Annotated in this window: 18 protein-coding genes, 2 tRNA genes and 1 pseudogene; 11 read left to right on the top strand and 10 right to left on the bottom strand. The window is 34.8% G+C overall.

Features of this window, described 5'->3' with window-relative positions; genetic code table 11:
* The first annotated feature begins 2 nt into the window (after nt 1-2).
* Genes rbsB through rbsR form a run of 3 tightly spaced genes read left to right on the top strand, consistent with a single transcriptional unit; the run spans nt 3 to nt 2,883 of the window.
* The gene (gene rbsB, locus A9G35_RS10490) at nt 3-890 is read left to right on the top strand and encodes a ribose ABC transporter substrate-binding protein RbsB (protein WP_065636816.1); all 888 of its coding nucleotides are present in this window, start codon (nt 3-5) and stop codon (nt 888-890) included.
* Nucleotides 891-945: 55 nt separating this feature from the next.
* Complete coding sequence (gene rbsK, locus A9G35_RS10485; protein WP_065560318.1) at nt 946-1,875, top strand: ribokinase; 930 nt, start codon at nt 946-948, stop codon at nt 1,873-1,875.
* Nucleotides 1,876-1,899: 24 nt separating this feature from the next.
* Nucleotides 1,900-2,883 (top strand): ribose operon transcriptional repressor RbsR, encoded by a 984-nt coding sequence (gene rbsR, locus A9G35_RS10480; protein WP_065560342.1) that lies wholly within the window; start codon nt 1,900-1,902, stop codon nt 2,881-2,883.
* A gap of 115 nt (nt 2,884-2,998) precedes the next feature.
* On the opposite strand, the gene fis is transcribed toward rbsR, so the two are convergent.
* Genes fis through A9G35_RS14200 form a run of 5 tightly spaced genes read right to left on the bottom strand, consistent with a single transcriptional unit; the run spans nt 2,999 to nt 6,884 of the window.
* Entirely contained in the window at nt 2,999-3,295 is a 297-nt protein-coding gene (gene fis / locus A9G35_RS10475) for a DNA-binding transcriptional regulator Fis (RefSeq protein ID WP_034883623.1), read from the bottom strand.
* A gap of 7 nt (nt 3,296-3,302) precedes the next feature.
* On the bottom strand, nt 3,303-4,310 hold the full coding sequence (dusB, locus tag A9G35_RS10470; RefSeq protein ID WP_065636815.1) for a tRNA dihydrouridine synthase DusB: 1,008 nt from the start codon (nt 4,308-4,310) through the stop codon (nt 3,303-3,305).
* Nucleotides 4,311-4,348: 38 nt separating this feature from the next.
* Nucleotides 4,349-5,215 (bottom strand): 50S ribosomal protein L11 methyltransferase, encoded by an 867-nt coding sequence (gene prmA, locus A9G35_RS10465; RefSeq protein ID WP_065636814.1) that lies wholly within the window; start codon nt 5,213-5,215, stop codon nt 4,349-4,351.
* Nucleotides 5,190-6,641 (bottom strand): sodium/pantothenate symporter, encoded by a 1,452-nt coding sequence (gene panF / locus A9G35_RS10460; RefSeq protein ID WP_065636813.1) that lies wholly within the window; start codon nt 6,639-6,641, stop codon nt 5,190-5,192. The genes prmA and panF overlap by 26 nt, the downstream gene beginning before the upstream one ends.
* A gap of 6 nt (nt 6,642-6,647) precedes the next feature.
* Entirely contained in the window at nt 6,648-6,884 is a 237-nt protein-coding gene (locus A9G35_RS14200; RefSeq protein WP_034911058.1) for a YhdT family protein, read from the bottom strand.
* Nucleotides 6,885-7,056: 172 nt separating this feature from the next.
* Between A9G35_RS14200 and ilvC the strand changes: the two genes are divergently transcribed.
* Nucleotides 7,057-8,535, top strand: a complete 1,479-nt coding sequence (gene ilvC, locus A9G35_RS10450; protein ID WP_065636812.1) for a ketol-acid reductoisomerase — start codon at nt 7,057-7,059, stop codon at nt 8,533-8,535.
* A 302-nt stretch (nt 8,536-8,837) separates the two neighbouring features.
* The gene (locus A9G35_RS10445; protein ID WP_081300201.1) at nt 8,838-9,401 is read left to right on the top strand and encodes a cell division protein ZapC; all 564 of its coding nucleotides are present in this window, start codon (nt 8,838-8,840) and stop codon (nt 9,399-9,401) included.
* A gap of 40 nt (nt 9,402-9,441) precedes the next feature.
* On the opposite strand, the gene A9G35_RS10440 is transcribed toward A9G35_RS10445, so the two are convergent.
* Nucleotides 9,442-10,542, bottom strand: coding sequence for a YcbX family protein (locus A9G35_RS10440; protein WP_065636811.1), 1,101 nt, complete (start codon nt 10,540-10,542; stop codon nt 9,442-9,444).
* Nucleotides 10,543-11,544: 1,002 nt separating this feature from the next.
* A tRNA-Val gene (locus tag A9G35_RS10435) sits at nt 11,545-11,621 on the bottom strand.
* Between the two features lie 234 nt (nt 11,622-11,855).
* On the opposite strand from A9G35_RS10435, the gene recQ reads away from it, so the two are divergent.
* Nucleotides 11,856-13,685, top strand: a complete 1,830-nt coding sequence (gene recQ, locus A9G35_RS10430; protein WP_065636810.1) for a DNA helicase RecQ — start codon at nt 11,856-11,858, stop codon at nt 13,683-13,685.
* Nucleotides 13,686-13,789: 104 nt separating this feature from the next.
* On the opposite strand, the gene A9G35_RS10425 is transcribed toward recQ, so the two are convergent.
* Nucleotides 13,790-14,551: an IS5 family transposase gene (locus A9G35_RS10425; RefSeq protein WP_065636809.1), complete on the bottom strand. Its 762-nt coding sequence runs from the start codon at nt 14,549-14,551 to the stop codon at nt 13,790-13,792.
* A gap of 193 nt (nt 14,552-14,744) precedes the next feature.
* Between A9G35_RS10425 and A9G35_RS10420 the strand changes: the two genes are divergently transcribed.
* The 5 genes from A9G35_RS10420 to A9G35_RS10400 all read left to right on the top strand — a co-directional run bounded on the left by A9G35_RS10420 (nt 14,745) and on the right by A9G35_RS10400 (nt 20,644).
* Entirely contained in the window at nt 14,745-15,587 is an 843-nt protein-coding gene (locus A9G35_RS10420) for a Rossmann-like and DUF2520 domain-containing protein (RefSeq protein ID WP_065636808.1), read from the top strand.
* Nucleotides 15,584-16,438 carry a 3-methyl-2-oxobutanoate hydroxymethyltransferase gene (gene panB, locus A9G35_RS10415; protein WP_065636807.1) on the top strand — a complete coding sequence of 285 codons (855 nt, stop codon included), beginning with the start codon at nt 15,584-15,586 and terminating at the stop codon, nt 16,436-16,438. The genes A9G35_RS10420 and panB overlap by 4 nt, the downstream gene beginning before the upstream one ends.
* Before the next feature lie 5 nt (nt 16,439-16,443).
* The gene (gene panC, locus A9G35_RS10410; protein WP_065636806.1) at nt 16,444-17,298 is read left to right on the top strand and encodes a pantoate--beta-alanine ligase; all 855 of its coding nucleotides are present in this window, start codon (nt 16,444-16,446) and stop codon (nt 17,296-17,298) included.
* Nucleotides 17,299-17,548: 250 nt separating this feature from the next.
* On the top strand, nt 17,549-20,407 hold the full coding sequence (locus A9G35_RS10405; protein ID WP_065636805.1) for a valine--tRNA ligase: 2,859 nt from the start codon (nt 17,549-17,551) through the stop codon (nt 20,405-20,407).
* A gap of 161 nt (nt 20,408-20,568) precedes the next feature.
* Nucleotides 20,569-20,644 (top strand) — tRNA-Lys (locus A9G35_RS10400).
* 356 nt (nt 20,645-21,000) lie between these two features.
* Here A9G35_RS10400 and A9G35_RS14195 read toward each other — a convergent pair.
* Both A9G35_RS14195 and A9G35_RS10395 read right to left on the bottom strand, forming a co-directional pair.
* Nucleotides 21,001-21,096 (bottom strand): annotated as a pseudogene (locus tag A9G35_RS14195) (IS3 family transposase); the annotation flags it as partial.
* 37 nt (nt 21,097-21,133) lie between these two features.
* Nucleotides 21,134-21,503 (bottom strand): DDE-type integrase/transposase/recombinase (locus A9G35_RS10395; RefSeq protein ID WP_141673860.1); only part of this gene is annotated, 370 nt, incomplete at its 5' end.

The following is a 21,503-nucleotide window of genomic DNA, read 5'->3' as shown; positions in this document are numbered from 1 at the left end:
TTATGAAATTCGGAAAAATTTTTACAGCCATTGTTGCAATTACATTAAATTTTTCTTTGGCCTTTCAAGCTTCAGCGAAAGAAAATATAGCTTTAGTTGTTTCAACCCTTAATAATCCTTTTTTCGTTAATTTAAAAGAAGGTGCAGTAAATAAAGCTAAGGAGCTTGATTATGAATTAGTGATATTAGACTCACAAAATAATCCCGCAAAAGAACTTGCAAATGTTGAAGATACAATTGTTAAAGGGACTAAAGTAATTCTTATCAATCCTACTGATTCTGAGGCTGTTGGTAATGCAGTACTTGCTGCAAATAAAGCTGGCATTCCTGTTATAACACTTGATCGTGCATCAGTTAAAGGAGATGTTATTAGCCATATCGCCTCGGATAATGTTTCCGGCGGTAGAATGGCCGGTGATTTTATTTTTCAAAAATTAGGCGCTAGTGCAAAGGTGATTCAATTACAAGGTATTGTTGGTACTTCAGCTTCTCGCGAACGTGGTGAAGGTTTTACCAATTCAATGAAAGATAACCAATTTACTATTTTAACTGCACAACCAGCTGATTTTGATAGAGCTAAAGGTATGAATGTTATGCAAAATTTATTGACTGCTTATCCTTTAGTGCAAGCAGTATTTGCAGAAAATGATGAAATGGCATTAGGAGCTATGCGTGCAATTCAAACAGCCGGAAGAAATGATATTTTAGTGGTTGGCTTTGATGGTACTGGTGATGGCATTAAATCTGTTGAACGTGGTAAGATGGCTGCAACTGTAGCTCAACAACCAGAAAAAATAGGATCAATAGGTATTGAAATTGCAGATAAAGTTATAAAAGGTGAAAAAGTTGATGCAAAAATTCCTGTGGAATTAAAACTTATTACTAAATAAACTTTTTTAGGACGCATTCTAGCGTCCTATTACTATGTGAATATGGAGTAGTTATATGAATTCAAGTAAATTGATCGTGATAGGTAGCGTAAATATTGATCATATCTTAAATGTAAATGAATTTCCTAAACCAGGAGAAACATTAAAAGGTTCAAACTATAAAATTTCATATGGAGGTAAAGGAGCTAATCAAGCTGTTGCCGCTGGACGTTTAGGTGCTAATGTTCAGTTTATTGCAGCGGTGGGGGATGATGATTTTGGTAAAAAATTTAAGCAACAATTAGAAAATGATCATATAGATACTCATTCTGTTGCTGTAATTGAAAGTAAAAATACAGGTGTTGCATTGATTTTAGTAAATAAACAAGGAGAAAATCAAATTGCTATCCATTCAGGAGCAAACTCAGCAGTCACACCTGAATATTTGGTGCAATTTGAAGATGATATAATAAAAGCGAATGCAATTTTAATGCAACTAGAAATACCATTACAGACTGTAGAGCATGTTGCAAAATTAGCTAAACAAAATGATACCCAAGTAATTTTAAATCCAGCACCTGCACAAAAATTATCAGATGATTTACTTAAACACATTGATATTATTACACCAAACGAGACAGAAGCAGAGTATCTAACAGGGATAAAAATTGCCACAGAACAAGATGCACAAAAAGCATCATTATTTCTACATAATAAAGGTATTAAAACCGTTATTATTACCCTTGGTAGTAAAGGGGCTTGGGTTAGTCATTGTGGTGATGGTGAAATTGTTTCTGGATTTCATGTTAAAGCAGTTGATACTATTGGAGCTGGTGATACATTTAATGGAATGTTAGTAACAGTTCTGTTAGAAGGGAAATCACTCAATCAAGCTGTTAGGTCTGCTCATGCCGCTGCGGCACTATCGGTGACTAGAGCGGGAGCACAGACATCAGTGCCAACACGCAATGAAGTCGAAGATTTTATTAATTTACAAGATTTATAGAAGAGCAATAAAAAATTGGTTACAATAAAAGATGTCGCAAAATCTGCGAATGTATCAATTTCAACTGTTTCCCATGTTATCAATAAAGATCGTTATGTTAGTCCTGCTATATGTGAAAAAGTTGAGCTCGTTATCAAACAGTTAAATTATGCTCCTTCAGCTATTGCTCGCAGTTTGAAAAGCAATAAAACTTATACCATTGGGATGTTGGTTACAGCAAGCAATAATCCTTTTTTCTCAGAAGTTGTGCAAGGTGTTGAGCGTAGTTGTTATGAACTTGGTTATAATTTGATTTTATGTAGTACCGAAGGTGATCATCAGCGCATGCTTGATAATATTGAACATTTACTGCAAAAGCGTGTTGATGGTTTGTTGGTTATGTGCACTGAAACTTATTCTATTCCAAAACAGATATTTGCTCGATATCCTAAGCTTCCTATAGTAATGATGGATTGGGCACCATTTGATGGTATGTGTGATATTATTAAAGATAATTCGTTTTATGGCGCAATGATTGCTACACAATATTTGACTGAGAAAAACTACAAACAAATAGCTTGCATCACAGGTCCTTTAAATAATACCCAAGCGCAAACTCGCCTGCAAGGATACCGCAAGGCTATGCAAAATGCTAGTTTAGAAATTTTAAAGGAATATGAAGTCCAAGGTGATTTTCAATTTGCTTCAGGTATTATTGCTATGCAAAATTTATTAAAACTATCTATTCCTCCACAGGCTGTATTTTGTTCTAATGATGCTATGGCTATTGGTGCTTATCAAGCCCTTTATAAAAATGGTCTTGAAGCAGGAAAAGATATTGCAATTATTGGTTATGATGATATTGAAATTGCACAATATATGACACCACCTTTAACTACTATCCATCAACCAAAAGAAGAACTAGGACAATTGGCTGTTGAGACATTATTAAATCGATTCCATAATCCTACTGATTCACTTCATACATTAACTTTAACACCAACTTTAATTAAACGTATGTCTGCTTAGTAAGTATTATAAAAGTAGAGCATTGAATAACTTTTGTAATTGAGATCTAAAATAGAAAAAAAGCACCTTATATCAAGGTGCCTTTTTATATTATAAAATATTAAGTAATAAACGATTAGCTCATTCCATATTGTTTTAATTTTTTGCGAAGTGTACCGCGGTTGATACCAAGCATATTTGCTGCTCGAGTTTGATTGCCACGTGTATATTGCATAACCATATCAAGGAATGGATGTTCAACTTCAGCTAACACTAATTCATAAAGATCTGTCGGATCTTCACCATTTAATTGTGATAAATAGTTTTTTAAAGCTTGCTTCACTGAATCACGCAATGGCTTTTGTGTTATTTGGTCTTGAGAATTTACAGTTGTAAATTTAAGTGCTGCAGCTGTAACGCGTTGTTCTGACATAGTATTCTTAACTCTTAAGGTTGTTTCTAATTTGACTAAAAAATGCTTTTAGAGTGTTTACTTGCTCACTTGTATTGCTAAGTACACTAAATAAGCGCCTGAATTGATCGCTGTCAGCATAATTCTTGGTGTACCAATTTACATGCTTTCTGGCAATCCTTAATCCTTTGTATTCTCCATAGAATTGATAAAGATCATCAAGATGTGATAGTACAACTTGTTCTACTTCATCAATACTTTTGTTTTTCTGTAACTGTCCATGTGTTAAATAGAATGCAATTTCTTCAAATATCCAAGGTCGCCCTTGTGCCGCTCGCCCGATCATTATAGCATCAGCCTGCGTATATTGAAAAACATCTTTTGCCTGTTCAGGTGTACAAATATCTCCATTAGCAATTACAGGAATTGTAACATTTTCTTTAACTGCTCTAATAGAGTCATATTCAGCGACACCGTTGAATAAGCAAGCACGTGTTCTTCCGTGAATAGTAATTGCCTTTATACCACAATCCTGTGCAATTTGTGCGATTTCTATGCAATTTCTATTTTCTTTATTCCATCCAGTCCGCGTTTTTAATGTTACCGGAACATCAACTGCACCGACAACTTTCTGCAAAATTTTTTTAATAAGTTCCGGATACTGCATTAAAGCAGAACCAGCCAATTTTTTATTGACCTTTTTAGCCGGGCATCCCATATTAATGTCAATCAACTGAGCACCGTGTTTGACATTAAATTCAGCAGCTTTTGCCATTTCGTCGGGATCAGAACCGACAATTTGTACTGCACGAATACCAACATCATCACTAGCTATCATTCGCAGAGCTGATTTATCGGTATGCCAAACATCAGAATTTGCTAAAAACATTTCTGAAACAGTCATACCAGCACCAAATCGATGACATAGATTACGAAATGGTTTATCACTTATTCCTGCCATTGGTGCAGCAATTAAATTATTCTTTAATTTTAGTTCACCAATGCTAAGTAAATTAAAGGCGGCTATATTACGCATTTTTTTTCAAACTTAAAAGGGGGTAGCGTTAATTTTTTTTATTTTTTTTTACCAGTAATACGACACCACTCATCAAGTTCAACCACTGGATCTAATTTAAAATTGGGTTGGTAAGCCATACAAACACTTGATGATTGGGTAGTTAAAATACCAGATAGACCTAGTTTACCTTCAGGTTTTACTAATTTATTTATATGTGGTTCAAGTTCTTTTAACGGTCCAGCTAAAATATTGGCAACAACTATATCTGCTAGTAAATTTTCAGGGATCTCTTTTGATAAATAAAGATCTAGCTTTTCGCTGACATCATTACGTTGTGCATTATCACGGCTAGCTTGAATGGCTTGAGGATCGATATCAATGCCGATTACACGCTTTGCGCCTAATTTTAGCGCTGCAATTGCCAAAATTCCAGATCCACAACCATAATCGATAACTAATTTATCTTTAAGATCTAAACTATCAAGCCAAGTTAAGCATAATGCCGTGGTTGGGTGAGTACCTGTACCGAATGCTAATCCAGGATCTAATATAACGTTAACAGCATTAGCATCGGGCACGTCACGCCAACTAGGACAAATCCAAAGTCGCTCACCAAATTTCATAGGATGAAAGTTGTCCATCCATTCACGTTCCCAGTCTTTATCTTCTAATTGTTCAATTTTATAAGAATATTGTTCAAGATTTAGCATTGCTCTTAATTCATCGATATCTGTTTGAGCATCATAAAGCCCAATCACATCGGTATTACCCCAAAGTTTAGTTTCGCCAGGTAATGGTTCAAAAACAGGTGTGTCAAAGGTATCTTGAAAAGTGACTGATACAGCACCAGACTCCTCTAATTGTTCGCTAATTTGTTCAGCAAGATCGTTGGTTGTATTAATTTTGAGTTGAATCCAAGGCATAATTTTTTCCTGTGTTACCAAACATATTGGCAATCATAAACACTACCAATCCAATAATTAAGGATGGGATAATCGGGTTAAAAGCATAAAGCTTTATATTGTAAACAGATAAAAGAATATAGCTTATTGCCCCGGCAAACATAGAACATAAAGCACCAGTCGAATTTGCTTTTTTCCAATAAAGTCCAAGTACCAATGGCCATAAAAATACGGCTTCAAGCCCACCAAATGCAAGTAAATTTAACCAAATAATCATATCTGGTGGGTTCCAAGCCGCTAGGATGAGTAATCCACCAAAACTAAAAGTTATGATAACAGATGTGCGAGTTAATGTTTTATCGCTATAGCTTTTTGCATGATTCATACTTAAAAATAGATCTTTAATAATAACTGATGAAATTTGTAGCAATTGGGCGTTGATTGTTGACATAATTGCAGCAAGTGGAGCAGCCAAAAAGATACCGGCCACTAATGGTGGCATAATGTTAATTATTAAAGTTGGAACAATTTGATCGGGAACAGTTAAATCACTAATAATAGCTCGTCCAAGAGCGCCAGATAAGTGCATAGTTAGCATAATGATTGTGACAACAATCGTACCAATTATAATTCCTTTATGTACAGCTTTACTGTCTTTGTACGCCATACAGCGAACCGCTGTATGAGGTAAACCAACCACAGCAAAACAGACTAAAACCCAAAATGATGCCATAAACGGAAAGTCCATAAAATTGTTAGGACCTTGTGGTGTTAGTAATGCAGGATCGATTTCATTCAAACGGTGAATAATCGCTGTTATACCACCACCAGCATAAATAATTGCTGTTAATAGCAATATAGCGCCAATTATCATTACTAAACCTTGAAAAGCATCATTAAGTATACTTGCTCTAAATCCTCCAAAAGCAGTATATATAACGGTACCAACACCAAAAATTAATAATCCGATATCGTAAGAAATACCAACTGATGATTCCAATAATCGTGCACCACCAACAAACTGTACCGTCATAGCACCAATAAAAGCCACAACTAATGAGATGCTTGCAAACCAAACTATGGCTTTACTTTTATAGTGAGCATAAAGCATATCACTTAACGTTATAGCATTATATTTACGAGCCAAAATGGCAAATTTTTTGCCTAGAATACCAAGCGAGAGTAATACAGTTGGGACTTGGATCATCGATAATAGCACCCAACCAAGACCAAATTTATAAGCAGCACCGGGACCACCAATAAATGAGCTAGCACTAATATAAGTTGCGGCTAGTGTCATGGCGAGTAAAAATCCTCCCATGGTTCTATTGCCGATAAAATAATCAGTGAATTGATTTACTTTTTTACGTTTTACATAAGCATAAATTGATAATGCAAACACAAAAATAAGATAGATGACAAGCGGTATAATAATATCTAAATGCATGTTAAATCACTTAGTTTGTTCTAATGAGAAATTTTTAAATTGAAATTTTACAACTACCCAACAAAGCAATATAAAACCGATAGGCACCATAATGCAAGATAGTTCAAACCACAATGGAAGACCTAAAAATCCTATTTTGTCGTTAATACAGTATGCACAAACGATCCATCCAAGAAGATAAATAAAAGTTAGCAATAGCGAAAGTTTAGCCTCTTTATTTGCTTGTTTATATCGAGCATCCATATTGATTTATTCAGAATTGAGGGTGATTTAGATTAAAAGAAAGCATTGAACTTAGCAAGTTTATTGCAATTTATGCAATATTATATTTTAAATATATCAATTTTAGCAATATTAAAAGTATTATATAGTGTTTTATTGTTGATTGTGAATACTTAAACTCTTGGAGAGAAAAATGTCAAACTATTTTAATACATTGAATTTGCGTGAAAAATTAGAACAATTAGGTCAATGTCGTTTTATGGCTCGTGATGAATTTGCATCAGAAGCTAATTTTTTGAAAGGTAAAAAAATTGTAATTGTTGGTTGTGGAGCACAAGGTCTTAACCAAGGTCTTAATATGCGAGATTCAGGTTTAGATATATCTTATGCATTACGTAAAGAAGCTATTGCTGAAAAACGTGCATCATGGAAGAAAGCAACTGAAAATGGTTTTAAAGTAGGAAGTTATGAAGAATTAATTCCAACAGCAGATCTTGTTATCAACTTGACTCCCGACAAACAACATTCTGCCGTTGTTCAAGCTATACAACCCTTGATGAAAAAAGGCTCTGCGCTTGGTTATTCTCACGGATTTAATATTGTTGAAGTAGGAGAAAAGATTCGCTCTGATATTACAGTAGTGATGGTAGCACCTAAATGCCCTGGTACTGAAGTTCGTGAAGAATATAAACGAGGTTTTGGTGTGCCCACACTAATTGCAGTTCATCCAGAAAACGATCCAAAAGGTGAAGGGCTAGCAATCGCTAAAGCATGGGCTGCGGCAACAGGCGGACATCGTGCAGGTGTTTTACAATCGTCATTTGTTGCCGAAGTTAAGTCAGATTTAATGGGCGAACAAACAATCCTTTGTGGTATGTTACAAACAGGATCATTACTTTGTTTTGATAAGCTAGTGGCAGATGGTGTTGATCCTGCTTATGCATGTAAATTACTCCAATTTGGTTGGGAAACGATCACTGAAGCGCTAAAACAAGGCGGAATTACTTTGATGATGGATCGCTTATCAAATCCAGCTAAATTGAGAGCAAATGCTTTAGCAAAAGAATTAAAAGTGATCATGACGGATCTTTACCGTAAACATATGGACGACATTATATCAGGCGAGTTTTCATCAACTATGATGAAAGACTGGGCAAATGATGATGTAAACCTTCTTAAATGGCGTAAAGAAACGGGTGAAACCGCTTTTGAAAAAGCTGCTGACTATCAAGGTAAAATTGATGAACAAGCTTATTTTGATCAAGGTGTTGTTATGGTTGCAATGGTTAAAGCCGGTGTTGAACTTGCCTTCGAAACTATGCTTGAATCTGGTATTTTAGCTGAATCAGCTTATTATGAATCATTACATGAGTTACCACTTATTGCTAATACTATTGCGCGTAAACGTTTGTATGAAATGAATGTTGTTATTTCTGACACAGCTGAGTATGGCAACTATCTATTTGCTAATGCCGCTGTACCACTATTAAAAGAAAAATTCATGCCAATGTTACAAGCTGGCGATCTAGGTAAAGCAATCCCTGAAGGTAGTGTTGATAATGCACAATTACGCGATGTGAATGAAGAAATCCGTAATCATCCAATTGAAACAATCGGTCGTAAATTACGTAGTTATATGACTGATATGAAACGCATCAATGTTGCAAGCTAAATAGCTATTTATAATTATAAAAAAGGTGCTGAAAAGTACCTTTTTTTGTATCTAAAAATTGAATTTATTGTAAAAAACTTTCAGGTAAGTATATGTTTCAGTATAAAACAATTAGATCTAAAAGGATCTATCTGGATCAAATTTAGATCCAATTTATATTTTTTTGATCATTTCAATTTATAATTAAATTTTTAAAAATTATATAATTAAATTATTTTTATTTTCACTTTTTATTTATTTTTTATGTAATTTATGTTATCTTTTTGACCAATTTTAAATCAAATGATAAGGGTAACATACTAATGAAAATGACTTTTCGACCAACTGATTGTTGGCGATGGTATTTTGATAGCGAATACGATAGTTTAATGCTTGAAGTTTCATCTGAAATGTTATTTCGTTCTTGTTATCCAAGTAAAATGTTAGTTCCTGATGTTTTTGGTGAGTTTCCATTTTCTGTTAGTGACGCAACGTCTTATTATCAATTTTATAATAGTTGTCAGTTACTTAATTTGACAGATTCACAAAAGATTGAACTAGCTATTAACGCTATTGTTGCAGCTAATTTTTTAAAGCCTCAAATGCCTAAAAGTTGGTATTTTTCACAACAACCAATGTTATACAAGCCCAAAATAGCTGATATTGTTGAGGTAATTTTACAAGAAGATGGACAAAAGGTTTGTTTGATGGTCGTTGAAGTGGGGGAAAATGCATCTCTTTGTATTATTGCACAACCTACTTTTGTAGCAATGAACAAGACGTTCAGTTTTTCTGAAGCTATTAAAATCATGAATGACAGATTAAAACCTATTGAGCGCAATGCAGTACAACATCTAGAATATCAGGAATTAGAAGCCATTTCATAAAATTAAAACCACTAAATCAAACATCTTTTTAGTTGTTATATTACTTTTTTAACGTTATTACGATATCGCTTTTTGGCACACAACTGCAGGCTAAAATTTGATTATTTCTTTTTATTGCTGATTGCGTTAGTGGATTGACTTTGCCTTTTTTCAACACAACTAAGCAACGACCACATATACCAGTACGGCAAGAATAAGGTAATGTTATTTTATTTTGTTCCAATTGTTCTAAAATGGTTTGTTTATTATTACCTTTAATGGTTTTATCTTCGAAAATAATTGAATAGCACTGTTCTTTACTTTTTGCTTCAGGTGGGAAAGCTTTAATGTAGTTTTTGGCCGGTTGCCGTGCCAATACTTCTATTTTATCATCAACTGAAATTTTTCCATGGTTTCGGGCAATCATATTTACGCCAAAATCAATTTGTCCTTGTTCATCAGTTCTAAAATATCCTAATGTTTTAAGCGGTTCATTATTGCTTAATGGTTTTCCTGTATTAACATTAATCGTGGTTAACATACAACGAGTACAAGATTTAACAATATCAAAGATTACCTCACCAATTTTAATTGTTTTCCAACCATCTTCAGCAAAAGGCAGTGCGCCTTGAATAATAATATTTGCACGAAACTGTCTAATATCGAGTTTTTCTGGGCATTGATGTTGTAAATAATCAAATGAAGCTTTGTTTAATAATAAATAAGGATAGCCATCAGCAAAACTGACGGGCACTTCTTGATAGCGTTTTGTGCGTCGTGATAATTGATAGCCAAGCCAACGTAATTGCACATCTTTTTGTAAAAACTGGCTTATGAATTGATTAACCTTAATTGGTGCTATATATGAAGTAAAGTGATTTCCAAAGATTTTGGTTGGCTCAGCATTATCCGAAAAATCGCTTAGGTTTATTGCAATACTTTCTCCTGATGGAAGCTTGATATGGATATTATTTTTTATAATAGTTGTTTCAATTTTTAAAAGTTCAGGATATTGCCTTGCAGTAATGAACGTACCATCAGGTTCAGTAATCATCAAAATGCGATCATTCTCAAAGCCACCGTCAACGGCGTTGGCTTTTGTTAATGATATACCTTGCGTCGATTTGACAGGATATATATAGATCTGGTTAATAGAAATCATGATATATTAAGTTAACTACAAATGTGTTGGTATGATTATATAAATATTAATTAATAAGTTATGGATAATAAGGTAACTCTACTTGATTTATAAAAATATGTTATTTAATTATAATTTTAAAGTGTAGGATTTACTAGCGTTGTTTACAGTAATTTAAGAAACGACAGTAATGAACATACATAAAAAATCAAAACTAACGCCTTATCACAAGCAAGCGATAGGGCGCTTATATCATAAAAATACTGTCACCAATTTGACCAAACACTTTATGGTTATTCACTAGAATATTTATAATATGCTAAAAAAACTAGATGAAAGCTGTTTGTGCCTTTAACCAGTAAGAGCGAACGTTATAAAACCATCAGCTAGGGTATTAAACGTTTGTTTAAAATCGAAAAACCCATTGAAAATAAATTAAGACGGCAAGCTAAAGGTGATAATAAAACTTATCCAAGCGAAATACGACAGGCTGATACCTAAAGTTTGCTGTTACTTAAAAATCAAACAAAACAGCAAACTAGAGAATACTCATATTTTTTATATATTTGATTTTTAATGGTTTTATACATAAACGTAGTACACTCCTGAAACTTTTTAACAAAAATTCTACTTACTTGATTTATTTAGATAAACTGTATAATAACCGGTATATCAAGCAAAAATCACCTGCCATAAACCAATAAAAGCCGAAACGCTTTATTAATTTTTATCATACCGTTAAACCGCATAAAGCGATTTCAGGAAAAACGCCTTATGATTTTTAGCGGATTATTTTAATCATGAAGTGTAAACAACTTGGTGTTTTTTACATCGTTCTCTATCTTTAATTAATAATACTCGACAGCTCTATTTCGTAATCTTCAGGTGTGTAAATTTGTATGTGGTATTTAATTGTTATCATGATAATTAAAGTGTTAATTTTACCCTAGTTTTACCCCGATTTTACCCCACATCTGAACTTAAGGTAATCACTTTAAAGGCTTGTAAGATAAGGCTTTAGAATGGTACGCCCGGGTGGACTCGAACCACTGACCCCCACCATGTCAAGGTGATGCTCTAACCAACTGAGCTACGGGCGTATATTTGAAACACGTAAATATTAACGGGCAAATCGCTTTGTATCAAGTAAAAAAATAAAAAAAAGCTGTTTTTTTAATCTGTCGAACAAAGTTGGTTGTATTATGAACATAATTTTTTCGAAGAATTTTTTTATTATCGGAATGAATTATAAATTTAGATTAATTCATAGTGGTTTGTTTAAATTAATTTAGCTATACTCGCACATTCCGTTGGTTGCTCATATTTAGGTTTGTATGTCGATAAAAGATCAAATAGAAGATGTTTTGCAAAATGTTTTTGGTTACAAGTCATTTAGAAACCAGCAAAGGGAAATTATTGAATCTATTATCGATGGGCGTGACACTTTAGTGATTATTCCAACAGGGGGCGGTAAATCTTTATGTTATCAAATCCCTGCAGTTTTATTGCCTGGCACTGCCATTGTTATTTCACCTTTAATTTCTTTGATGAAAGATCAGGTCGATCAATTATTAGCTAATGGTATTGATGCTGCATATCTTAATGCTACTCAATCAGCGACAGAACAACAAGAAGTCATCGAAAAATATTTAAATAAATCAATAAAATTACTATATGTTTCGCCTGAACGATTGGGGGTATATGCTTTTTCTACATTAATTCATGAGCAACCACCTTCATTAATTGCTATTGATGAGGCGCATTGTATCTCTCAATGGGGGCATGATTTTAGGCCAGATTATCGGCAATTAGGCCAACTTTCTACTCGTTTACCTAATGTGCCGATTGTTGCATTGACAGCTACTGCCGATAAGTTAACGCAAACTGATATTATAACTCAACTTGATTTGGTTGATCCGTTGGTGGTGGTAAGAAGTTTTGATCGACCTAATATTCGTTATACTGTTGCTGAGAAATTTAATCAGATTGAGCAAGTTGTTTCATTTATTGAAACACAAAAAGGCAACTCAGGTATTATTTATTGTTCAAGTCGTTCTCGGGTCGAAGATATAACTACTAAGCTTGCTGCTCGTGGTTTTTCTGTTATGGCTTATCATGCAGGTTTGTCTAACGAAGAACGCCAACAAGCACAAGATGCTTTTTTAAAAGATGATGTGCAAATTATTGTTGCAACCGTTGCATTTGGTATGGGAATTAACAAACCTAATGTGCGCTTTGTTGTACATGCGGATTGTCCACGAACGATTGAAGCTTATTATCAAGAAACAGGCCGAGCAGGACGTGATGGTATGCCAGCCGAGGCAATACTACTGTTTAATAGTAAAGATCTTGATTGGTATCAGAAAAAAACTATCGAAAAAAAAGATGGTAAACATAAAAATATAGAGTTACAAAAAATTAATGCAATGGAGGCATTTGGGAAAAGCCTTACTTGTCGGCGGATTGTTTTGCTTAATTATTTTGGTGAAGAACGAACTGAACCTTGTAATAACTGCGATATTTGTTTGTATCCCCCCGAACTTTATGATGGTCTAATTGATGCGCAGAAGGTTTTATCTTGTGTTTATCGTGTTAAACAGTGTTATGGAGCGCAATATATAGTTGATGTTTTAAGGGGGTCTGGGCGTATTCACATTAAAGAAATGGGGCATAATAAATTGTCGGTTTATGGTATCGGTAAGCAACACTCATCAAGCTATTGGCTTAGTGTTATTAGGCAGTTAGTATATTTAGGTTATTTAAGTCAAAATATATCAACCTATACAACGCTTCAACTAACACAAAAAGCTCGCTTAATACTTAGGGGCGAAATTTCATTATCATTGGCTAAACCTCGTTTAGAACTTGTGAAAAAAAGCCGCATAAATCGATATGCAAGATCCATTAATTTAACAACGATTTTATCTTACGAAGAGCGAATTTTATTTAATAATCTTAGGCGATTACGTAAAGATATTGCTGATGTTGAAGATGTGCCACCATATGTTATTTTTAGTGATGCGACATTACTAGAAATGGTTCAAACTAAACCAGAAAGTAAAAAGCAGTTAATTAACATTACGGGCGTAGGTAAAATTAAGTTAGAAAAATATGGTAATTTGTTTTTAGATGAGATAAATGAATTTATGGTAAAAATTTTGTAACATTTTTGTACAAATTACATATAATAACCATTCTTAGAAAGTTTTGATTATTTTGAAAATTATAATCAACTAGGGGCTGTTGATCTTTGCTGTACATAAATTACTCAACAATACATTGGCAGCCACATTAACATAAATGCCAGTGATACCATACTGGCATAATTCCTTTCTAACTTATCGTATCTAGTTGATATTGAACGGTATTGCTTGATTCTAGCAAAGGCATTCTCGACTAAATGACGATAGCGATAAAGGCACCTATCCATACTGCTTTTATCTATATCCTTACCATAATTACGTTTAGCAATCACCGTTCGTCCGCCTTTTTGACGAACAAAGCACCGAAAAGTCTCGCTGTCATAATCTTTATCGGCTATCACTGTATTGACTTCATCGATCTTTTCAACTAGGTTTTCTGCATAAGTGATATCATGTCGTTGTCCTTCAGAAAGCTCAAAACAAATAGGCAAACCACCACTATCAACCGCAAGATGAATTTTAGTTGAATTACCACCACAGCTCTGACCTATTTGCTCACAATGCTCCGTTGCAGCGCCTGTACTATGTTGATGAGCCCTGATAATCGAGCCATCTAGGAACACCCATTCAAAATCCGCTAGTTGTGATAAATGTTTGAAAATATCAACTAATATGCCTTTTTTAGACCACAAATTAAATCGTCTATAGACAGTGCTCCATTCACCAAACTCTTCTGGCAAATCTCGCCAAGGAATACCGGTTCTCATTCGGAAAAGGATCCCTTCAAACGTCATCCGATGCGCGGATTTATTATAAACTCGGCCGGTATTTTTCATTATTTGTAGTAGCTTTTCCCACCGTTTATCTGTTAGCATTGTTCTTGGCATGATGAATCGAGTTATGGTTGTTTTTGGCAGAATTATTATAACTCACATCATGCAGTATAAAAAATAATCATGAAAGATCAACACGCCCTAATAAAAATTAATTAAAAAATCCAACCATTAATTTGACTTGATTAGTGGTTGGTTTTTGTTTTTTTAGTTATAATTAGGCATTTATAAAAAATGTATAATCATTATGATGATTGGTTTTATTGGTGCTGGTAAAGTAGGGTGCACTTTAGCTAAGTATTTTTCTTTGTGTGGTATGCAGGTCGTTGGGTTTTATAGTCGATCTTACGAGCAAGCTCAAGTTGCAAGTAAATTTACTCAGAGTAAGGCATATTCAACGTTAAACGAGCTAGTGAGAGATTGTAATTGCCTGTTTTTGACAGTGCCAGATCATCAAATAGCCCTTGTTTGGCAATCACTTTGCCAGTTACCTATTAGTAATAAATGGATTGGTCATTGTAGCGGATTATTAACATCAAACGTATTTATATCTCGCCAAGTAGTTCATCCTTTAGCATTTTCTTTGCATCCTTTATATGCAATATATGATCGATTTGATTGTTATCATGCTATGTCAAAAGTGTTTTTTACGCTTGAGGCAAATAAACAAGCTATTTCCCAATTACAACGATTTTTAAAACCATTGAAAAACCCTATAGCAATACTATCGGCTGATAAAAAGCCTCTTTATCATGCGGCTTGTGTAATGCTTAGCAATCAGGTTATCGCATTAGCTCAAATAGGAAGTGACTTGTTTACAAAATGTGCGCTTGATACTGAATTTAGTCAGCAAGCTTGGCATAGATTATTTTTAGATAATGCAAAAAACCTTTGCAAAGAGGGGACAATTGCCGCTTTAACTGGTCCGATTGAGCGTGCTGATGTTGAAACAATAAAAGAGCATTTAGCTGTCATACCAACGGATATTAAACCGTTGTATAAGCAATTATCCTCAATTTTAGTTAATCTTAGTCGTAAAAAACATCCAAATAAGGACTATCGACAATTAGAATTGGAGCTGTTACCTTGAAAAACACTATCCTTACACTACAACAACGTAAAAAAAATAAACAAAAAATTACTATGTTAACAGCATATGATTACACAACTGCCAAATTGATGGACGAAAGTGGTGTAGATTGTTTGTTAGTTGGTGATTCTTTAGGCATGGTGATGCTAGGCTATGATAGTACTGTATCGGTAACTATGGAAGATATGATTCACCATTCTAAAGCCGTTGCAAGAGCAGCTAAAACGGCTTTTGTAGTCACAGATTTACCTTTTATGTCTTATCACACTTCGGTATATGATGCTGTTTTTAATGCTGGACGTTTAGTTAAAGAAGGACAAGCGCAAGCCATTAAACTTGAAGGGGGGCAAGCGTTTTGTGAGCATATTAAAATGATCACACAAGCATCTATTCCTGTTATTGCGCACATTGGATTAATGCCTCAATCAGTGCTTGCTTTAGGTGGTTATAAAGTTCAAGGTAAAGAATATCAGCATGCTAAAAATATTATTCTTGATGCATTAGCTGTTGAGCAAGCGGGGGCGGTTGCAATATTACTTGAATGTGTTCCTGCTGATTTAGCTAAATATATTTCTGAATTAGTTAGTATTCCAACTATTGGTATTGGTGCAGGGGCTGGTTGTGATGGGCAGGTGCTTGTTTATCAAGATATGTTGTCTATGTATGATGGTGTTTCATCAAAATTTGTTAAATCTTTTGCACCAATTGGTGATCAAATGAAAAAAGCATTTTCTGAGTATTGTGAAGAAGTGAAGGAACAGCAATTTCCTGCTTCAGAGCATGAGTTTGCAATTGATAACGAAATAATGGTAAAACTTAAATCTGAGTTTTCAATAGGGCATAAAAGGTAACTAAAATGAAGGTTGTAACAACTATTGAACAAGTGCGTCAGCAAGTTAAAGCTTGGCGTCAAGCTGGTTGCAGTGTTGGACTTGTGCCAACAATGGGTTATTTGCATGAAGGCCACCAAAGTTTAATGGCAGCTGCTAAAAAAGATAATCAAAAAGTTATTGTTACTATTTTTGTTAATCCGATACAGTTCGGCCCTTCAGAGGATCTTGCTAGCTATCCTCGAGATCTTGAGCGAGATAAAATCGCCTGCGAGCAGATGGGAGTCGATCTTATTTTTTGCCCATCAGCGAATGAAATGTATGATGCTAACTTCAATAGCTATGTTGATGTTAATGATTTAACCGATGCGCTTTGTGGCAAAAGAAGACCCGGTCATTTCAAAGGTGTGTGCACGGTAGTAACTAAATTATTTAATATCACACAACCTGATCGTGCTTATTTTGGTCAAAAAGATGCTCAACAACTTGCGGTGATTAAACGTATGGTTGATGATTTAAACTTTAATATTGATATTATAGGTTGCCCAATTGTGCGTGAAGCGGACGGTTTAGCCAAAAGCTCTCGTAATAGCTATTTATCAGACGTTGAACGTGCAGCTGCGGTTTGTTTATATCAGGCTATTGAATGTGCTAAAGACCAAATTAAGCAAGGCGAAAAATCAGTGGCTACAATAACCCAAGCTATGCATAACGTAATAGCAAAACAATCGCTAGCTAAAATTGACTATATTGAGTTTGTTGATTTAACTATCTTAAAAGCAGTAGACTCTCTTGAGCAAGACAGCTTATGTGCATTAGCCGTGTATATAGGTAAAACTCGATTGATTGATAACTTTATTTATCAACATAGTGGTAGATAAAAGTTATTTTTTACTACTGAGACTATTAAAATAATTATTGTTTTAGCCATATAATTTGGCTTTTTTAATTCACCGTTTTAACTTTAAAACGGTGAATTTTGAACTCATCACTATCAATATTTACATAAGATCGTCAAAGATAAATTAAATCCACTTAGATTATCGTTCTGCTAATTTATTGTTTTTCTATTTTACTGTAGAATAAACGCTATTTTCTATTATGCCCTAGATCAGGATTGATGCTTTAATTATGAAAAACACAACTTATAATCCACATGAAATTGAACAACCCATTTATCAACATTGGGAAGAGAGCGGATACTTTAAGCCTAATGGTGACAAATCACAGCCAAGTTATTGTATTGCTATTCCACCGCCAAATGTAACGGGTAGTTTACATATGGGGCATGCTTTCCAACAAACAATTATGGATGCCTTAATTCGTTATCACCGTATGCAAGGGCATAATACCCTTTGGCAATCAGGAACCGATCATGCTGGTATTGCAACGCAAATGGTAGTAGAGCGTAAAATTGCTGCTGAAGAAAACAAAACTCGCCATGATTATGGTCGTGATGCTTTTATTGACAAAATTTGGCAATGGAAAGCTGAATCAGGCGGTAGCATTACAAAACAGATGCGTCGTTTAGGCGATTCGGTCGATTGGGATCGTGAACGATTCACTATGGACGACGGTTTATCAAACGCCGTAAAAGAAGTCTTTGTTCGACTATATCAAGAAAACCTTATCTATCGCGGCAAACGCTTAGTTAATTGGGATCCTAAATTACGCACAGCGATTTCAGATCTTGAGGTCGAAAACCGAGAAGTTAAAGGCTCAATGTGGCATTTGCGTTATCCATTAGCAGATGGTGTGAAAACAGCCGATGGTAAAGATTATTTAGTTGTTGCAACCACTCGCCCAGAAACCTTATTTGGTGATACAGGAGTTGCGGTTAATCCTGAAGATCCTCGCTATAAAGATTTGATTGGCCAATATGTGATATTACCGTTTGTTAATCGTCGTATTCCTATTGTTGGTGATGAACATGCTGATATGACAAAAGGGACAGGGTGCGTAAAAATTACGCCAGCTCATGATTTTAATGACTATGAAGTAGGGCGACGTCACCAATTATCCATGATCAATATCTTAACCTTTGATGGTGATATTCGTCAGCAAGCTGAAGTGTTTGATACTAATGGTGAACCAAGCGATGCATATGAACCTACTATTCCTGCTCAATTCCACAATCTAGAGCGTTTTGCTGCCCGTAAAGCGGTTGTGGCAGAATGTGAATCACTAGGTATTTTAGAAAAAATTGAACCTCATGATTTAACTGTTCCTTATGGTGATCGTGGTGGCGTTGTTATTGAACCTATGCTAACTGATCAATGGTATGTGCGTGCAAAAGTACTTGCCGAGCCTGCGATCGATGCTGTAAAAAATGGCGATATCCAATTTGTACCAAAACAGTATGAAAACATGTATTTTTCTTGGATGAATGATATCCAAGATTGGTGTATTTCGCGTCAATTATGGTGGGGACACCGTATTCCTGCTTGGTATGATAAGCAAGGTAATGTTTATGTTGGCCGAGATGAAGCCGAGGTTCGTCGTGAAAATAACCTTGCTGATGATATTGAACTGAAACAAGACGACGACGTGCTTGATACTTGGTTCTCATCAGCGCTTTGGACGTTTTCAACGTTAGGTTGGCCAAATAATACTGATGATTTAGCCACATTCCACCCAACGAATGTGCTTGTAACTGGTTTTGATATCATTTTCTTCTGGGTTGCCAGAATGATCATGATGACCATGCACTTTATTAAAGATGAGCAAGGTAAACCACAAGTTCCTTTTAAAACCGTGTATGTTACAGGCTTAATTCGTGATGAAGAAGGGCAAAAAATGTCAAAATCTAAAGGAAATGTAATTGATCCTTTAGATATGATTGATGGCATCTCACTGCCTGCATTATTAGAAAAACGCACGGGTAATATGATGCAACCTCAATTAGCTGAAAAAATTGCTAAACGAACTCAAAAGCAATTTCCTAATGGCATTGAGGCTCATGGTACTGATGCGTTGCGCTTTACATTGGCTGCATTAGCCTCGACAGGGCGAGATATCAATTGGGATCTAAAACGATTAGAAGGTTATCGAAACTTCTGTAACAAACTTTGGAATGCTAGCCGTTATGTGTTAATGAATACAGAAGGACACGATTGCGGATTTAATGGCGGAGATTTAGATTATTCTCTTGCTGATAAATGGGTTTTAGCAGAATTTAACCAAACTGTTAAATCTTATCGTGAAGCATTTGATACCTACCGATTTGATTTAGCTGCAAATATTTTATATGAATTTACTTGGAACCAATTTTGTGACTGGTATTTAGAACTAACCAAATCGATTTTAGCCAATGGCGAACAATCACAGCAACGTGCAGCTCGTCATACATTAGTGACAGTATTAGAGGCTCTATTACGCTTAGCTCATCCAATTATTCCATTTATTACGGAAGAAATTTGGCAAAATGTAAAAGGATTAATGCACATAACTGCTGACACTATTATGTTACAGCCAATGCCTGCTTTTGATAAAAAACATGTAAATGACGAAGCGGTAGCAGATATTAATTGGATAAAAGATGTGGTAATTGCAGTGCGAAATATTCGTGCAGAAATGAATATTGCACCAAGTAAGCCATTACAATTACTAATTAGAAAGGCCTCACCAACGGTACATAGAATTATTAGTGATAATATCAACTTTATTGAATCACTAGCAAGATTATCCGAAATTGTTTTACTTGATGAAGGTGAAGCAGGGCCATTATCTGTCACTAAACTGGTGGATGGTGCTGAATTGCTTATTCCAATGGCTGGATTAATTAATAAAGAAAACGAACTTGCGCGTTTAGAAAAAGAAATTGAGCGAATTAATGGCGAAATTTCCCGTATTGAAAACAAACTATCTAACGTAAGCTTTGTTGATAAAGCACCAGCCGCTGTGGTCGCTAAAGAAAAGGAAAAACAACAAGGTTATATTGACGATAAAGCCAAACTGCAAGAGCAGTATACCGCAATAAAAAGCCTTTAAGTTTATTAAATTAAAAACCTCTCAAATGAGAGGTTTTATAAATATAGTGATGTTAAATCTAATGTTTTTAGGTTTATGTTAAGATTATTAACAAATAAAATGAGAACAACAATTTGCATTATTGATTAGATTTATATAGAATAACGCAGTAATCTTTCAGTGGGTTGTTAGCTCAGTCGGTAGAGCAGTTGACTCTTAATCAATTGGTCGCGGGTTCGATCCCCTCACAACCCACCACTTAAAACTATGATTTTAAATAGTTTTTAAGAATTTCTTGCAATCTTATTTAACGTGTCAATTGTGCTTTGTGCCGTAAATGTGACATTGTTTCCGAACTCCAACATATATAGTAGCTCAAACTTAATCCGACAGACACATGTTACTCATCAGCCTTTATTTTAACAAAATGCGTGTCCGATGAGCAAAATAAACTCTCCAATTGCTTTCCTTTAACCAACCCCTTTGCATCATTCCATGCCATGGTGTCTTCCCGTAACAATATTCTCCAGAGTGTGCTCTTTCTCGATTGTAAAACTCAAGCCATTGCTCAATATGGTTTTGTATATCACTCAATTTGGAATGGCAACACATTTTCAAACAAAAAAATTAAGGGGTAAGTGTTTTTTAAATTCAACGGGAGGCAAGTAGCCTAACGAAGAATGTAATCGTTTATGATTATACCAATAAGCATAAGCCGAAAAAGCGCGTTGTAACTCAGCCGTTGAGTTAAAACGTTGGCCTTTTTACAAATTCCGTTTTAATTGTTTTAAATGTCGCTTCCGCTACCGCATTATCATAAGGACATCCTTTCTTGCTTAATGAATGCGTGATATTAAATGTCTTAAAACAATCCGCTAATAACCGATTATCAAACTCTTTACCGCGGTCTGAATGAAATAAATCTAATTTCGATAATGGCAGTTTAATTTGGCTTAATGCCGACATAACAAGCTCTGCTGTTTTATGTTGGCCAACATGGTAACCGACAATCTGCCTATCGGATAAGTTCACTAAAACACATAAATAGTTCCAACGTTGCTTAACTTGAATATAGGTTAAATCCGCAACAACAATTTGTTTTTTATCACCTACATCA

The organism is Gilliamella sp. Choc5-1 (assembly GCF_001690595.1).
Classification (GTDB): domain Bacteria; phylum Pseudomonadota; class Gammaproteobacteria; order Enterobacterales; family Orbaceae; genus Gilliamella; species Gilliamella apicola_M.
Note: the sequence above shows the minus strand (reverse complement) of the source record. Positions and strands in the feature narration are given on the sequence as shown.